15 protein-coding genes are annotated in these 14486 nt (G+C 72.8%); 6 read left to right on the top strand and 9 right to left on the bottom strand.

The genetic code is table 11. From position 1 onward, the window contains the following. Positions 1-38 precede the first annotated feature (38 nt). On the bottom strand, positions 39-635 hold the full coding sequence (locus AB0F13_RS02220) for a suppressor of fused domain protein (protein ID WP_362073688.1): 597 nt from the start codon (positions 633-635) through the stop codon (positions 39-41). Positions 636-1122: 487 nt separating this feature from the next. Between AB0F13_RS02220 and AB0F13_RS02215 the strand changes: the two genes are divergently transcribed. Further along, the gene (locus AB0F13_RS02215; protein WP_362073685.1) at positions 1123-2232 is read left to right on the top strand and encodes a magnesium and cobalt transport protein CorA; all 1110 of its coding nucleotides are present in this window, start codon (positions 1123-1125) and stop codon (positions 2230-2232) included. A 10-nt stretch (positions 2233-2242) separates the two neighbouring features. Here AB0F13_RS02215 and AB0F13_RS02210 read toward each other — a convergent pair whose 3' ends face one another. After that, positions 2243-3118: a DMT family transporter gene (locus tag AB0F13_RS02210; protein WP_362074464.1), complete on the bottom strand. Its 876-nt coding sequence runs from the start codon at positions 3116-3118 to the stop codon at positions 2243-2245. 176 nt (positions 3119-3294) lie between these two features. Here AB0F13_RS02210 and AB0F13_RS02205 point away from each other — a divergent pair, with 176 nt between their 5' ends. Continuing rightward, on the top strand, positions 3295-3801 hold the full coding sequence (locus AB0F13_RS02205) for a hypothetical protein (RefSeq protein ID WP_362073682.1): 507 nt from the start codon (positions 3295-3297) through the stop codon (positions 3799-3801). Positions 3802-4069: 268 nt separating this feature from the next. Here AB0F13_RS02205 and AB0F13_RS02200 read toward each other — a convergent pair whose 3' ends face one another. After that, entirely contained in the window at positions 4070-4831 is a 762-nt protein-coding gene (locus AB0F13_RS02200) for a hypothetical protein (RefSeq protein ID WP_362073679.1), read from the bottom strand. 181 nt (positions 4832-5012) lie between these two features. On the opposite strand from AB0F13_RS02200, the gene AB0F13_RS02195 reads away from it, so the two are divergent. The 3 genes from AB0F13_RS02195 to AB0F13_RS02185 are packed head-to-tail and all read left to right on the top strand — an operon-like array spanning position 5013 to position 8098. Continuing rightward, complete coding sequence (locus AB0F13_RS02195; RefSeq protein ID WP_362073676.1) at positions 5013-6326, top strand: CBS domain-containing protein; 1314 nt, start codon at positions 5013-5015, stop codon at positions 6324-6326. After that, positions 6313-6897: a DUF1003 domain-containing protein gene (locus AB0F13_RS02190; protein WP_362073673.1), complete on the top strand. Its 585-nt coding sequence runs from the start codon at positions 6313-6315 to the stop codon at positions 6895-6897. Before AB0F13_RS02195 ends, AB0F13_RS02190 begins: the two co-directional genes overlap by 14 nt. 43 nt (positions 6898-6940) lie before the next feature. Next, positions 6941-8098, top strand: coding sequence for an Mrp/NBP35 family ATP-binding protein (locus AB0F13_RS02185; protein WP_362073670.1), 1158 nt, complete (start codon positions 6941-6943; stop codon positions 8096-8098). 128 nt (positions 8099-8226) lie between these two features. Here AB0F13_RS02185 and AB0F13_RS02180 read toward each other — a convergent pair whose 3' ends face one another. The 5 genes from AB0F13_RS02180 to sigE all read right to left on the bottom strand — a co-directional run bounded on the left by AB0F13_RS02180 (position 8227) and on the right by sigE (position 13172). Then, complete coding sequence (locus tag AB0F13_RS02180; RefSeq protein WP_362073667.1) at positions 8227-8967, bottom strand: hypothetical protein; 741 nt, start codon at positions 8965-8967, stop codon at positions 8227-8229. Between the two features lie 115 nt (positions 8968-9082). Next, positions 9083-9526, bottom strand: a complete 444-nt coding sequence (locus AB0F13_RS02175) for a sec-independent translocase (RefSeq protein ID WP_362073664.1) — start codon at positions 9524-9526, stop codon at positions 9083-9085. Between the two features lie 106 nt (positions 9527-9632). Continuing rightward, the gene (locus tag AB0F13_RS02170; protein WP_362073661.1) at positions 9633-11507 is read right to left on the bottom strand and encodes a trypsin-like peptidase domain-containing protein; all 1875 of its coding nucleotides are present in this window, start codon (positions 11505-11507) and stop codon (positions 9633-9635) included. 106 nt (positions 11508-11613) lie between these two features. Beyond that, a complete protein-coding gene (locus AB0F13_RS02165) occupies positions 11614-12363 on the bottom strand; it encodes a zf-HC2 domain-containing protein (protein ID WP_362073658.1) in 750 nt (249 codons plus the stop codon). Further along, entirely contained in the window at positions 12360-13172 is an 813-nt protein-coding gene (sigE, locus tag AB0F13_RS02160) for an RNA polymerase sigma factor SigE (protein ID WP_362073655.1), read from the bottom strand. Before sigE ends, AB0F13_RS02165 begins: the two co-directional genes overlap by 4 nt. A gap of 177 nt (positions 13173-13349) precedes the next feature. Between sigE and AB0F13_RS02155 the strand changes: the two genes are divergently transcribed. Next, positions 13350-14018 carry a class I SAM-dependent methyltransferase gene (locus tag AB0F13_RS02155; RefSeq protein ID WP_362073652.1) on the top strand — a complete coding sequence of 223 codons (669 nt, stop codon included), beginning with the start codon at positions 13350-13352 and terminating at the stop codon, positions 14016-14018. A 109-nt stretch (positions 14019-14127) separates the two neighbouring features. Here the strand turns inward: AB0F13_RS02155 and AB0F13_RS02150 are convergent, their stop codons facing one another. Further along, positions 14128-14295, bottom strand: coding sequence for a DUF3117 domain-containing protein (locus tag AB0F13_RS02150; protein WP_179198936.1), 168 nt, complete (start codon positions 14293-14295; stop codon positions 14128-14130). Positions 14296-14486 lie beyond the last annotated feature (191 nt).

Genomic DNA, 14486 nt, shown 5'->3' with positions numbered 1-14486 from the left:
CCGTTCCGGCCTTCCCGCCGCCCCGGCCGGGGCGCGGATCAGCCGAGCGGCACCCCGGCCCGCAGCGGGTCGCGCAGGTCCGTGCCGTGCCGCAGCCAGCGCTCCTGGAGCGCGGCCGCGCCCTGGACGCGCTTCCAGGCGGCCTCGTTGGGCGTCATCGGCAGCAGGGGCAGGAAGCGGACGGGGTCCATGAGGTCGTCCAGCTCCAGGTCCTCCACGATGCCGCCGGGCTCCGCGACGAGGACGGACGTGAAGGGCGCGCCCGGCCACAGCGGCTCACCGGTGTCGAGCGAGGCGCCCGGCGCCACGACGAGGCCCTCGACCTGCGGGGAGGCGGCGAGCACCGCCAGCGGGCGGAGCACCTGATCGGTATCGGCCCGGCCGCCGCGGACCGTCAGGAGCAGCTCGGCGCGCGGGCCGCGCAAGGGGTCGGCGAGGGTGGCCGTGGGGTCGGTCATCGGGTGGGCGGACATGCCGAGCGTGGCGTAGCGGACGACGTCCGCGCCGTCGTCGGCGGCATGGAAGCGAAGGACTTCGATCCGGTCCGTGCCGAGGAAGGTCACCGCGGCGCGCGCGTCCGGCTCACCGAGTGCCATCACCAGCCTGGCCTCGACACGTGCGAGAACGTCTGACATGCAGTGAGCATAGAACGCGTATCGAACAGGCAAAGCGGGGCCTTGACGCGTCGCGCTACTGCTAGCCTTGGTTCGCCTTGACCTCTGGTCATGGCGCTACGTTCGTCCCCCAGCGGGGACCGGCCGGAGGAGGTGGGGCTGCGGTGGATCCTAGTCGACCGTGCAGTACCGACAGTTCTCCCGTCTTCCCGCTCCGGACGCGCGTCACCCCGTGACCTGAAGCCTTCCGTGCCCGGCCCTCCTGCCGGCGTCGTTTCCGGAAGTCCTTCCAACGCCCGCAGCATTTGGCGGAAGAGCGCCTGCCCTCGCTTTGTTCCGTGTTCTCTGCGAAGTTCTCCGCGAACTGCCGTCAGCTGTACGCACCGCACGAAGCGCCGCCCGATTTGCGGACGTAGCCAGCACCCCGGCCCCCGGCCACCACGTCTTCGTTTCAGGCAGCGTTGCGCCGCGCGCACCGGTTGACGGCCGGCCCGTGAAGGAGCCAGCCATGTCGATGATCCGTGACCTGCGTGCCGCCGTACGCCCCGCCCTGCGCCGGGTGCCCGTCCAGGGCGGTGGCTACGACCCCACCCGCGATCCCTCCGCCAGCAGCGCCGTCGTGGACTGCGCCGTCTACCGCGACGGCAAGCGCGCGAGCGACCACGTCAGCCCGGCCGAGGCCATGCGCCGGGTGCGCAGCGAGGGCGGCTTCGCCTGGATCGGGCTGCACGAGCCCGCGGAGCACGAGTTCACCGGCATCGCCCGGGAGTTCGGGCTGCACCCGCTGGCGGTGGAGGACGCGATCCACGCCCACCAGCGGCCCAAGCTGGAGCGGTACGACGACACGCTCTTCACGGTCTTCAAGACCATCCACTACGTCGAGCACGCCGAACTCACCGCCACCAGCGAGGTCGTGGAGACCGGCGAGGTGATGTGCTTCACCGGGCAGGACTTCATCATCACCGTCCGGCACGGCGGCCAGGGCTCGCTGCGCGCCCTGCGCCACCGGCTCCAGGACGACCCCCAGCTGCTCTCCAAGGGCCCCTCGGCCGTGCTGCACGCCATCGCCGACCAGGTGGTCGACGGCTACATAGCGGTCGCCGACGCCGTGCAGGACGACATCGACGAGGTCGAGATCGATGTCTTCTCCGACCCCGGCAAGGGCAGCCGGCGCGGTGGCGACGCCGGCCGGATCTACCAGCTCAAGCGCGAGGTCCTGGAGTTCAAGCGGGCGGTCACCCCACTGATGCGGCCGATGCAGCTGCTGAGCGAGCGGCCGATGCGGCTGGTCGAGCCCGACATCCAGAAGTACTTCCGCGACGTCGCCGACCACCTCGCGCGCGTGCACGAGCAGGTGGTCTCCTTCGACGACCTGCTCAACTCCATCCTCCAGGCCAACCTCGCGCAGGCGTCCGTCGCCCAGAACGAGGACATGCGCAAGATCACCTCGTGGGCGGCCATCTTCGCCGTCCCGACGATGATCGCCGGGATCTACGGCATGAACTTCGACCACATGCCGGAGCTGCACTGGAAGTACGGCTACCCGGCGGTCATGGCCGTCACGGTCGCGATCTGTGTGACGATCCACCGGGGCTTCAAGCGGAACGGCTGGCTCTAGCGAGCCTTCCTCAGACCCCGGTCTCCGGGACGACGGGCGCCCGCCTGCGGTCACCCATGATCACGAGAACCAGGCCCGCCATGATCACGACGAGTGCGGGGTAGGACGCGGCCGGCGGCAGCTGGCCCAGCCAGAGCGCCGCGATCAGTGCCGCGCCCGGCGTCTCCAGCAGGATCGCCGTGGAGGTGACGGAGGGGCCGAGGCCCTTGACCACCCTGTTGATCAGTGAGTGGCCGAGCAGCTGCGCGGTGAGCGTCAGGACGGCGAGTTTGAGCCAGGCCTCACCGCTGTAGCCGCCGAGCGGGGTGCCCGAGACCAGGCAGACGGCCAGGAGCAGCACGGTCGTGGTGGCGTAGCAGACGTAGGAGTACGCGATGGTGCCCACCGTCCGGCGCACCTGCGCGCCCAGCAGGACGTACCCGGCCGCCGCCATGCCGCCCGCGAGGGCGAGGGCGTCCCCGGCCAGGGCGCGGGGGGACAGGGACAGGTCGACGCCCGTCAGGATCACCACGCCGAGGAAGGCGAGCCCGGTGCCCGCCCACACGAGCGCGGGCGGACGGTGGCCGCGCAGCCGCAGCAGCAGCGTGGTCCAGATGGGGGTGGTGGTGACCAGTGCGGTCGAGGAGGCGACCGAGGTCATGTGCAGGCTCGGCAGCCATACGCCGAAGTGCAGGGCGAGCAGCGCCCCGGCGGCGACGGCGAGCAGCGCCGCCCGGCGGCCGATGGCGCGCAGCTCGTGGCGGTGGCGCAGCAGGGCGAGGGGGGTGAGCGCGCCGACGGCCATGGCGTTGCGCCAGAAGGCGATGGCCAGGGCGGGGGCGGCGGTGGCCGCGATGAGCGGCGCGGAGAGGGAGACGGCTGCGACGGCCGTCGCCAGCAGGAGCAGCTCCGTACGGGCGGAAGGGGGCGCCGCCGTCGCGTCGGGGGCCTGCGCGGCCCGGGCATTCCGCGCGGCTTGGGCGGTCGGTATCGCTTCACGGCGCGTATGGGCAGCACTCACTCCCCTAGCGTAGGCCCGGGTATCCCGCCCAGTAACTGGAAGGGGGCCTTTAAGGTAAGCCCATGACCATGACGCAGGCGCTGATCGAAGAGGCCACGAAGAAGTCCGGTCTCATCTGGGTGCAGGGCCCGGCCGGGCCCAGCCGCGCGCTGTGGCACGTCTGGCACGAGGGTGGCGCCCACATCGTCGGCGGCCCCGGCGAGCAGCCGGTGGAGGCGCTGGGCCTGGTGGACGGCGGCACGGCGACCGTCACCGTCCGCAGCAAGGACAAGGGCGGGCGGCTCGTCACCTGGACCGCGGACGTCAGCGAGCTCCCGGCGCGCGGCGAGGCCTGGACGGCCGCCGTGGCCGAGCTCAAGGCCAAGCGCCTGAACGCGCCGGACGCGGAGCGGCTGGAGGACCGCTGGGCCCGGGACTGCCGCGTTCTGCGCCTGTCGCCGTCCGGCACCACGGTGGAGCTCCCGTCGGACTCCCTGACGGCGGCGCCCCTGCCCACGTCGGCGACGACCCGCCACCCCATGCCGGCAGCGCTCCCCAAGCTCCTGCGCAGGGGCCGCAAGGGCCGCTAGCCAGGGCCTTCCGACGGCGGCGAACCGGCCGCGCACCGGGACAGCGCGGCCCCCACCGGCGGAAGGGCGACGGACCACGCCGCGGCTGCGGCGCGCACCCACCTCGGCGCAGCCCGGCGGTGCCCGGCCGGCCCGCATGGAACGCCCCGGGGCCGCAGCCCCCACAACACCGCACGCCCCCGCCGCAGCGGCGGACACGACCACGGCCGAGCCCAACCCCCCGCACCGCCCGGCCAGGGCAAAGGCACCGCCCGGCCACGGCAGGCGCTCAGCCCCCGCTGGGGATGTGCAGCTGTTTGCCGTAGTCCACGGTCTGCTCCTTCGCCGGGACGGCGAGGGCGAAGTCCTTGCCCCAGCTGTCCAGCTCCAGCTGGCCCGCGCCGCCCGCGCGCTGCACCCGCAGGGGATAGGGCGTGCCGGTGAGGGAGACGTCGAGCGTGCCGCCGCCGCCCTTCGCGCCGGTGACGCGGATGGTGCGGACGCCGCCGACCGCGCCGTGCTCGCCGCGGGCGAGCGTGCCGTGCAGCCCGATGAGGCCGTCGAGGAGGACGTCCTTGTCCGTGAAGCCCTTGAGCTGCTGGTACGAGGGGTCGTCGGCGGGCACCTTGACGTACTTGTCGTCGAGCTTGCCGGCCGCCGCCGCGGCGTCCGCCTTCGCCGTGGGCGCGGCGGGGGAGGGCGTGGCCCCGCGGGCCCAGAAGCCGGCGGGAGCCTTGAGGTACAGCTCGTCCCCCACCCGCAGCAGCTCGAACGCGCTGGCGTTGGAGGAGGAGACCTGCCCCCGCCCGCCGTTCTTCTTCAGCCGCATGTCGATGCGGTACGTCCGCCCCTGGCTGACGACGTTTCCGGACAGGTGGACGGTCTCCGCGCCCCGCGCGGCGGCGCGGGCCCTGTCCTGGATGGCGGTGGCCTCGAGTTTGCCCACGCCGTTGGTCCCCGCGTCGGGGTCCTCGCCACCGCCGCAGGCAGTGAGCACCGCGGACAGGCCGACGCACAGCGTCCCCACGAGAGCCGCGTTACGGGTTCGCACCTCTGCTCTGCCTCCTGTTACCGGTGGGATACGGCGGCAGCGTACCCGGGCCGCCCGGGAGCGGAAGCCGTGAGTCCGTACAGGATGCGCGAAGAGTCCGTACGGCCGTCTCTCCCGCGCCCGGCGAAGCCGGTCACGTTAGCCTGAATCGGACACCCGGCCGATGAGGAGGTGCTCGGCAATGGCAGCAGGCGCCTACCGGGTGTTCGTGTCGCACCTCTCGGGCGTGGCCGTCTTCGACCCCAACGGCGACCAGGTGGGGCGGGTGCGCGACGTCGTGGCGATGCTCCGCGTGGGCGGCCGCCCGCCGCGCGTCCTGGGGCTCGTCGTCGAGGTCGTCAGCCGCCGCCGGGTCTTCATTCCCATGACGCGCGTCACCGGCGTGGAGTCGGGCCAGGTGATCACCACCGGCGTGGTCAACATGCGGCGCTTCGAACAGCGGCCGACCGAGACGCTGGTCCTCGGCGAGCTGCTCGACCGCCGGGTGCGCCTCGTCGGCAAGGACGAGGCCGGCAAGGACGAGGAGGTCACCGTCCTGGACGTGTCGATCACCCAGCTGCCGGCCCGCCGTGACTGGGAGATCGACAAGGTCTTCGTGCGCCGGGGCAAGGGCGGCGCCCTGCGCCGCAAGGGCGAGACCCTGACCGTCGAGTGGTCGGCGGTCACCGGCTTCTCGCTGGAGGAGCACGGCCAGGGCGCCGAGAACCTCCTGGCCACCTTCGAGCGGCTGCGCCCCGCCGACCTCGCCAACGTCCTGCACCACCTCTCCCCCAAGCGGCGCGCGGAAGTCGCGGCCGCCCTGGACGACGACCGGCTCGCGGACGTCCTGGAAGAGCTGCCGGACGACGACCAGATCGAGATCCTCGGCAAGCTGAAGGAGGAGCGCGCCGCGGACGTGCTGGAGGCCATGGACCCCGACGACGCGGCCGACCTCCTCTCCGAGCTGCCCGAGGAGGAGAAGGAGCGGCTGCTGACCCTCATGCAGCCGGACGACGCGGCGGACGTGCGGCGGCTCCTGGCGTACGAGGAGCGGACCGCCGGCGGCCTGATGACCACCGAGCCGATCGTGCTGCGCCCCGACGCTACCGTCGCCGACGCCCTCGCCCGGGTCCGCAACCCCGACCTCTCCCCCGCCCTGGCCGCGCAGGTCTACGTCTGCCGTCCGCCGGACGAGACCCCGACGGGCAAGTACCTGGGCACCGTGCACTTCCAGCGGCTGCTGCGCGACCCGCCCTTCGCGCTCGTCGGCTCGATCACCGACACCGATCTGCGCCCGCTGCCGCCGGACACCCCGCTGCCGGCCGTCACCAGCTACCTGGCGACGTACAACATGGTCGCCGCGCCCGTGGTGGACGACAGCGGCTCGCTGCTCGGCGCGGTGACCGTCGACGACGTGCTGGACCACCTGCTGCCCGACGACTGGCGGGAGACCGAGCTGCTCCAGGGCGCGCTCGGCATGAGCGACCTGCCGGAGGCGGCCGATGGGCGGGGCTGAGCGCGTCGAACGCAACGAGCTGCGCGAGCGGGCCGCCGAACGCGCGGCCGCCCACGACCGGCCGCATCCGCCGCCCCGCGTACGGCTGGACCTGCCGCTCGTCAGGCGGCGCGGCTGGCTGCCCGAGTACGACCCCGAGGCGTTCGGGCGGACCTCGGAACGGATCGCCCGCTTCCTGGGCACCGGGCGGTTCATCGTCTGGATGACGGTCGTCATCATCATCTGGGTGGTGTGGAACACCACCGTCCCCGGGCACCTGCGGTTCGACAACTATCCGTTCATCTTCCTGACCCTGATGCTGTCGCTGCAGGCCTCCTACGCGGCGCCGCTGATCCTGCTGGCACAGAACCGGCAGGACGACCGCGACCGGGTCAACCTCGAACAGGACCGCAAGCAGAACGAGCGCTCGATCGCGGACACCGAGTACCTGACGAGGGAGATCGCGGCGCTGCGCATGGGCCTCGGCGAGGTCGCGACGCGGGACTGGATCCGCTCGGAGTTCCAGGAACTCGTCAAGGATCTGGAACAGCGCCGGGTATTCCCGGAGGAGAGTGAGGAACGCGACCGTTGACGGGCCTTTCCGGAGGCCCCCTCCCGCGCCGTACCATCTCCATATGGCTACCGATACGAACGGAACGTCTCCGAGCGAGGACGCGGTCCGTGACGCGCTCGCGACGGTGAACGACCCCGAGATCCACCGACCCATCACCGACCTCGGGATGGTCAAATCGGTGGAGATCGCGGCGGACGGTTCGGTCGCTGTAGCGGTCTATCTGACAGTCTCCGGCTGCCCCATGCGGGAGACGATCATCAGCCGGGTGAGCGAGGCGGTCTCGGCCGTCGAGGGCGTCACCGGTGTCAGTGTCGAGCTCGACGTGATGAGCGACGAGCAGCGGCGCGAGCTGGCGTCCTCGCTGCGCGGCGGGCAGACCGAGCGCGAGGTGCCGTTCGCCAAGCCGGGCTCGCTGACGCGCGTCTACGCCGTCGCCTCCGGCAAGGGCGGCGTCGGCAAGTCGTCGGTGACGGTCAACCTGGCGGCGGCCATGGCGGCCGACGGCCTGAAGGTCGGCGTCGTCGACGCGGACATCTACGGCCACTCGGTGCCCCGCATGCTGGGCGCGGACGGCCGGCCCACCCAGGTCGAGAACATGATCATGCCGCCGTCGGCGCACGGCGTGAAGGTCATCTCCATCGGGATGTTCACCCCGGGCAACGCCCCCGTGGTGTGGCGCGGCCCGATGCTGCACCGTGCGCTGCAGCAGTTCCTCGCGGACGTCTACTGGGGCGACCTGGACGTGCTGCTGCTGGACCTGCCGCCGGGCACCGGCGACATCGCCATCTCCGTGGCGCAGTTGGTGCCGAACGCCGAGATCCTGGTGGTGACGACCCCTCAGCAGGCCGCCGCCGAGGTCGCCGAGCGCGCCGGTTCGATCGCGGTGCAGACCCACCAGAAGATCGTCGGCGTCGTGGAGAACATGTCCGGGCTGCCGTGCCCGCACTGCGACGAGATGGTCGACGTCTTCGGCACGGGCGGCGGCCAGAAGGTCGCCGACGGCCTGACGAGGACCACGGGTACGAACGTCCCGGTGCTCGGCTCGATCCCCATCGACGTGCGGCTGCGCGAGGGCGGCGACGAGGGCAAGCCGGTCGTCCTGACCGACCCGGAGTCCCCTGCCGGCAGCGCGCTGCGCGCCATCGCGGGCAAGCTCGGCGGCCGGCAGCGCGGGCTGTCGGGCATGTCGCTCGGCATCACGCCGCGCAACAAGTTCTGAGCACGCGGGACACCCGCCGGGTAAGGGGCGGCCTCCTTAGGAGGCCGCCCCTTACCCATGGGCCGGGCCGGTGCTCGTGGCCCATGGCCGGGCCGGTGCTCGTGGCCGGATCAGTGCTCGTGGCCGGATCAGTGCTCGTAGGCGGTGATGTCCTTGATCACCGAGAAGCCCATTCCGTACGCGCTCATCCCCCGCCCGTACGCGCCCACGTGGACTCCCCCAGTGCAAGCACCGGCTCCACTGGAGTGGCTGTCGCCGCGCCCATCCACGGTGGAACCGGCGAGGACCCAGCCGTACTCGGACTCGCGGTAGCGGAAGTCGGTCGGCACCCCGTCCACCGGGAGGGACAGCGTCGACCACGGCGACTCGTCCAGCTGGTCGGCCAGCTCCCAGGCGAGGGCCGTCTGCTGGTCCAGCCAGTCCTGCCGCAGGGCACGCTCCATCTGGGCGGGCCAGGTGCACGCCAGCAGCCCCGAACCGGCGAGCCAGGCCGCCGAGGAGACCGAGGTGGCCTCCAGCACGCCGGTACCGTCGGCGCTGCGCCGCACCGGGCGGCTGGCGACGGTCACCACGACCGCGAAGCGCTGGGTGCCCGTGTCGTGCTCGATCCGCCCCATCCGCAGCGAGGGTTCCGCGCCGTGGCCCGTGGCCCCGTGCTCCACGGTGCCGTCGGCGGCGGCGCCGACCTGCATCAGCCAGCGCGGCCCGGTGTAGGCCTCGTCCAGGCCGTACCACGGGAACGACGCCAGGAGATAGCCGTCGACCGAGCGCCGGGAACCGGGCCCGTCGGGTGGCACTCCCTGCCCGTCCACGGCGGACCCGCCGGACGTGCCGACCCCCTGCGCCCCTACCCGACTCGTCGTCTCCATCTGCGCGGCGCCTCCTTGTAGCCCCTTTGTTCTGGGCATACCCGCCCCGCGGGCGACACACCCCAAACAAAGGGAGGATAGCCACCCCCGTCAATGGGGCCCGGCATACGCGGGCTCAGGTGGCGTCGGCGTCGAAGGGCGGATGCTCGCCGGGCTGCGGGCTCTCGCGCTTTTTCAGCAGGTCGGGGGTGCCGGAGCCGGTGGCGGCCGCCGGGGCGGGCGCGGCCGGGTCGGTGCCGCGGCCGTGCACCGCGTCGGTGACCTCGGTCATCTCGGACTTGAAGTCGAAGCCGTTGCGGATCTCCTTCAGCCCGAGCTCGTCCTTCTCCAGCACGTGCTTGCGGACGAAGGTCTTGGGGTTGAGGTCCTCGAACTCGAAGTCCTTGAACTCGGGGCCGAGCTCGGAGCGGATGTCCTCCTTGGCGCTCTCGGAGAACTGCCGGATCTTACGCAGCGTGCGCGACACGTCCTGGATCATCTTCGGCAGCTTGTCGGGGCCGAAGATGAGCACGGCGAGGACGACGAGCGCGACCAGCTCGAGGGGTCCTATGTCGAGCACGTTGCACAGCTCCTTGTGGCGTCGGCGGCCGCGGTCCCGGCCACCTATCACGGTACCTGGCCCGGCGGGAGCCGCGGGAGACACCTCGGCCGACACCGGGCGAAGCTCAGCGGGTGCTCGCCGACCCCAGGGTCAGCCGCACGGCCCGCTCCCGGCCGTCGCGCTCGACGGTCAGGCCGAGCGTGTCACCGGGGCGGTGGCTGCGGATCTTGACGATCAGCTCCTGGCCGCTGTGGACGGGCGCCCCGTCGACCTTCTTGATCACGTCCTTGGACTGGATGCCCGCCTTGTCGGCGGGGCCGCCGCGGACCACGGCCGGGCCCTTGGAGGTGTCGGTGTTCACCCGTGCGCCGTCACCCGCGTAGCCCATGTCGAGGGAGACGCCGATGACCGGGTGGGTGGCCCTGCCGGTGTTGATCAGTTCCTCGGCGACCCGCTTGGCCTGGTTGACCGGTATGGCGAAGCCCAGGCCGATGCTGCCGCCCTGGCCGCCGGCGTCGGAGTCGCCGACGGAGCGGATGGCGCTGTTGATGCCGATGACGCGGGCCGCGGAGTCCATCAGGGGGCCGCCGGAGTTGCCCGGGTTAATGGGGGCGTCGGTCTGCAGGGCGTCGACGTAACTGATGTCGCTGCCGTCCTGCTTCTTGCCGCCCGCGGTGATCGGCCGCTGCTTGGCGCTGATGATGCCGGTGGTGACCGTGCCCGCGAGGTCGAAGGGCGCGCCGATGGCGACGACTGAGTCGCCGACGCGGACGGAGTCGGAGTTGCCGAGCGGCAGCGGGGTGAGCCCGGAGACCCCGGAGACCTTGATGACGGCCAGGTCGTAGCCGCCGTCGCGGCCCACGAGGGTGGCCTTGGCGGTCTGGCCGCCGTTGAACGTCACGGATATCGAGCCGTCGGAGCCGGCGGGCTGCACGACGTGGTTGTTGGTGAGGATGTGGCCCTTGTCGTCCAGGACGAAGCCGGTGCCCGTGCCCTGTTCGCCGCCGCCGCGCACATGGATCGTCACGACGCCGGGCAGGGCGCGGGCGGCGATCCCCGCGATGCTGCCGGGCGCGCGGTCGGTCCTGCCGGGCGCCGCCTGGGGCAGCGTCACCCGCGGGGACACCCCGCCGTCGCGCTCCAGGTAGACCCCGACGCCGGCACCGAGCCCCCCGGCGACCAGCGCCACGGCCACGGCCCCCGCCAGGATCCGGCCCCGCGACAGCGCCGCGGCCGGCCCCTCCTGCGGGCCCTTGGCGGGCGCCGCCCACGGGTCGTAGGCCCACGGGCCCCGCGGGGCCGGGGCGGAACCGGCGTAGGGGTACGCCTGCGGCTCGGGCTGCGGCCGATCCTGCGCCTGCGGGTAGGCGGGCAGGGCCACCGGTGCCACGGGCGGCAGCTGCATGCCGTGCGCCGGAGTCACCGCGGGCCGCTGCACGGGCGGCGCAGGCGCCCACGGCCCGGGCCGCCCATAGGGCGGGGTGCCGTACGGGTCGGGCGCGTGCAGGGGCACGGGCCCGCTGTCCAGAACGGGCGCGGCGCGCGGGTGCGGGGCGTCGTCGGGGGCGGCAAGGGCTGCCGTCCCGGTGCTGGGCGCGGTGCTCGCGTGGGGCTCGGGCGGCTGGACCGGGTGCGGGGACGGAGATGCGGCAGCGGGGGCGACGTCCGTGGCATCGCCGGGGACAGGTGCGGTGCCCGCGTGGGAATCGGGCTGCTGGCCCGGGTGCCGGGACGCGGGGCCGACGTCCGTGGCATCGCCGGAAACGGGCGCGGACAGCGGGTGCGGGGTGCCCTCGGGGGCGGCCGCCGTGCCGGTGCCGGGCGCGGTGCTCTCGTCGGGCTCGGGCTCGGGCCCGGACAGCGGGTGCGGGGCGTCCTCGGCGGCGGGGCCGGCCGGCGCGCCCGACGGCTCCTGCAGGGGCCAGTCGTCGGGATTCCGGCGCCGACGGCTCCACCACTGCGGCTTGGGTCCGGGCACCCGTGCCTTCCCCTCGTCCATTGCTCTCCCACCGTTCGTCCGAGGGCGAGCATGCCGGTGGCACCCGCGCCCCACCGACGATTACACCAGGTCCTCCCGTGGGTGCGGAGGGGGGAGGGGGCCGCAATCAGCGGGAGGCAGCCACCTGGTCCGGCCCCACCGGGAGGGGGAGGGAGATCCGTACCAGCGGCGGCAGCACCGGTGCGCCGGACGGGCGCAGCAGCGATACGCCGGCGGACGCCGGAGCCATGAGGGCGGCGGGCAACTCCTTCGCGGCGGGCCGCGTACGGCTCAGGTCGCGCTCCTCGCGCACCTGGCCCGGCGTCATCGCGAGCGAGGTCGTCGCGGAGCTCGGGCCGCCGCCCCGGGCCCTGGGCGCCTCCACGGCCGTCTCCAGGGGCTGCGCACCGACCAGCGCGAACGCGGCCAGCGAGACGGCACCGGCGGCCGCGAAGGCGAACCGGCGCCCGCGCGAGCCACCGCGCGGCTCGACCTCGTGAATGCGGAAGCCGCGTTCACGGGTCTGCGGAGCCATCACCGGGAGCAGGGCGAACGCTTGCATCCGGCCGATGGAGCCGTCTCTGTCTCTTCCGCCGGCCGGGCCATCACCGCCGCCGTCACGGTCGTCGGGGAGCCGCTCGCCGGGCAGGCCCTGCAGCCGGGCGAGCAGGGAGTCGGAGAGCGGCGGAGGCGCGGCCTCCGCGAAGACGCTCTTGAGCCGGCGCTGCGCGTCGGCTTCGGCTTTGCATGTCCAGCAGGTGGCGAGGTGCGCGAGCACCCGCTCCCGTGAATCGTGTCCCAACTCCCCGTCGACCAGGGCCGCGAGGCGGTCGCCGAGATGGTGCTCGGCGGAGGACCGACCGCCTGAACCGGTCACGCGATCCCTACCTCCCCACCAACCGGAACGCCGGGGGCCACACCCACCACGGCGCGCTGCTCGGCCCGGGCGGCGGGCGAGCGGTGCTGGAGCGCCTTGCGCAGGTGGGAGCGGCCGCGGTGGATACGGCTGCGGACGGTGCCGAGCTTGACGCCCAGCGTCGCGGCGATCTCCTCGTAGGAGAGCCCCTCGATGTCGCACAGGACGACCGCGGCGCGGAACTCCGGTGCGAGGGTGTCGAGCGCCTGCTGGACGTCGGCGTCGAAGTGCGTGTCGTTGAAGTGCTGCTGGGGGGAGGGCTCACGGCTGGGGAGCCGCTCGGCGGCGTCCTCGCCCAGCGCGTCGAACCTGATGCGCTGGCGGCGCCGGACCATGTCGAGGAAGAGGTTGGTGGTGATGCGGTGCAGCCACCCCTCGAACGTTCCCGGGGTATAGGTGGACAGCGAGCGGAAGACGCGGACGAAGACCTCCTGCGTCAGGTCTTCCGCGTCGTGCTGATTGCCCGTGAGGCGGTAGGCGAGACGGTAGACCCGTGCGCTGTGCGTGCTGACGATCTCCTCCCAGGTGGGAGGTGTCCACGCCTGCGGGTCCGCATCGGTGGCGAAAGTCGCGGTGGTTGCGGAGCTGGTGGCGCGGATGGGAGCCCCTGCCGTGCCGTTCGGGCGATGGGGGCTGTCAGCGGTGTAGGTCACGGATTTCGGCTCCGGAGCGGACCTGCGGAAGCGCCTCATCAGCGCCCCTCGGCGGTCGCCGCCCGCAGCCGCACCTCCCCTGTCGGCTCTGGTGGTGTCCAGTGGAGCCCCTACCATATCCACCTCGCCCGTTAGCTCCGGATAAGTATTTTTGACCCGCTTTTTGGTCTTGATCTGCTGTGATCCGTGACGACCGGCCGGCGCCGGTCGGTTCCCGCCGATTTCCCCTGCCCTCCACCTCCTCAACGCCCGGTCCCATCTGCGGGTTCCCGTGGTCAGCGGATACAGTCACGGTTGCGTCGACTACGGGGACAGGAGAGGGCCATTACCGGCAACCAGCAGACGAGCTGGGCGTTCGCCGATGTGTTCGTCGCCGAGGACGAGGCGCTGCGCTGGGCCCGGGACCGGGCCTACGAGGCAGGTCTCCGCTCGGTGTCGAACGGCACCGGCGCTGCGCTGCGCCTGCTCGCCGCCGCTGCGGACGCCAAGGCCGTCGCCGAGATCGGCACCGGCACCGGAGTCTCCGGCATCCACCTCCTGCACGGCATGCGCCCGGACGGCGTGCTCACGACCGTCGACAGCGACCCGGAGTGCCAGCAGTTCGCCCGGCAGGCGTTCCGCGCCGCCGGCTTCGCCGGCAACCGGGCGCGCTTCATCCCCGGCCGGGCCCTGGAGGTGCTGCCGCGCCTCGCCGACGGGGGCTACGACCTGGTCTTCTGTGACGGTGACCGGCTGGAGTGCCTCGACTACCTAGCCGAATCGTTGCGCCTGCTGCGCCCCGGCGGGCTGGTCTGTTTCGAGGGCGTCTTCGCGGACGGCCGCACCGTCGACTCGGCCCTGCCGCCGGCCGAGGTGCAGCGGCTGCGGGAACTGCTGCGGGCCGTGCGGGAATCGACCGTGCTGGTGCCGTCCCTGCTGCCGGTCGGCGACGGGCTGCTGTGCGCCGTCCGCCGCGGCGGCTGACGCGCCGTGCAGGGGCCCGGGGGACGGCGGACACGCCGCCGCCCCGGTGGCCGGGTGGACCGGCAGCCGGGGCGGTGCGGGATTCGTGGGCCTGTACGTCACCCGTACGTCAGGCGGTGACCTTCTCCAGGGCCTCGCCGAGAGCCTTGGCCTCGTCAGGGGTCAGCTCGACGACGAGACGACCGCCGCCCTCGAGCGGAACCCGCATGACGATGCCCCGCCCCTCCTTGGTCACCTCGAGCGGGCCATCGCCCGTCCGCGGCTTCATGGCCGCCATGCTCGTTCCCCTTCCTGAAACCAGCTCATCGTGCCGACGGCCCCATGGAAGGGCACGCGTCACCGGCATCGAACACATTGCTTCCAGGTCATTATCCCGCATCGCGCGACCCAATGACCAACATCGGTCTGCATCCCTTCGGCAACGCGCTGCCGCAAAACCACTCAATTCGGGGATCACGCTCTGTTCCT

The sequence above is a fragment of the Streptomyces sp. NPDC026206 genome, from assembly GCF_040638465.1.
In the GTDB taxonomy this organism is placed as follows: Bacteria; Actinomycetota; Actinomycetes; order Streptomycetales; family Streptomycetaceae; genus Streptomyces.
The sequence above is the reverse complement of the archived record's forward strand: the minus strand, read 5'-3'. Positions and strand labels throughout refer to the sequence as shown.

What these genes read in the sequence shown, in the direction of transcription:
- AB0F13_RS02220 (WP_362073688.1), bottom strand. Translation starts at nt 635, where the DNA reads ATGTCAGACGTTCTCGCACGTGTCGAGGCCAGGCTGGTGATGGCACTC.
- AB0F13_RS02215 (WP_362073685.1), top strand. Translation starts at nt 1,123, where the DNA reads ATGTCGATGATCCGTGACCTGCGTGCCGCCGTACGCCCCGCCCTGCGC.
- AB0F13_RS02205 (WP_362073682.1), top strand. Translation starts at nt 3,295, where the DNA reads ATGACCATGACGCAGGCGCTGATCGAAGAGGCCACGAAGAAGTCCGGT.
- AB0F13_RS02195 (WP_362073676.1), top strand. Translation starts at nt 5,013, where the DNA reads ATGGCAGCAGGCGCCTACCGGGTGTTCGTGTCGCACCTCTCGGGCGTG.
- AB0F13_RS02190 (WP_362073673.1), top strand. Translation starts at nt 6,313, where the DNA reads ATGGGCGGGGCTGAGCGCGTCGAACGCAACGAGCTGCGCGAGCGGGCC.
- AB0F13_RS02185 (WP_362073670.1), top strand. Translation starts at nt 6,941, where the DNA reads ATGGCTACCGATACGAACGGAACGTCTCCGAGCGAGGACGCGGTCCGT.
- AB0F13_RS02180 (WP_362073667.1), bottom strand. Translation starts at nt 8,967, where the DNA reads ATGGAGACGACGAGTCGGGTAGGGGCGCAGGGGGTCGGCACGTCCGGC.
- AB0F13_RS02170 (WP_362073661.1), bottom strand. Translation starts at nt 11,507, where the DNA reads ATGGACGAGGGGAAGGCACGGGTGCCCGGACCCAAGCCGCAGTGGTGG.
- sigE (WP_362073655.1), bottom strand. Translation starts at nt 13,172, where the DNA reads ATGGTAGGGGCTCCACTGGACACCACCAGAGCCGACAGGGGAGGTGCG.
- AB0F13_RS02150 (WP_179198936.1), bottom strand. Translation starts at nt 14,295, where the DNA reads ATGGCGGCCATGAAGCCGCGGACGGGCGATGGCCCGCTCGAGGTGACC.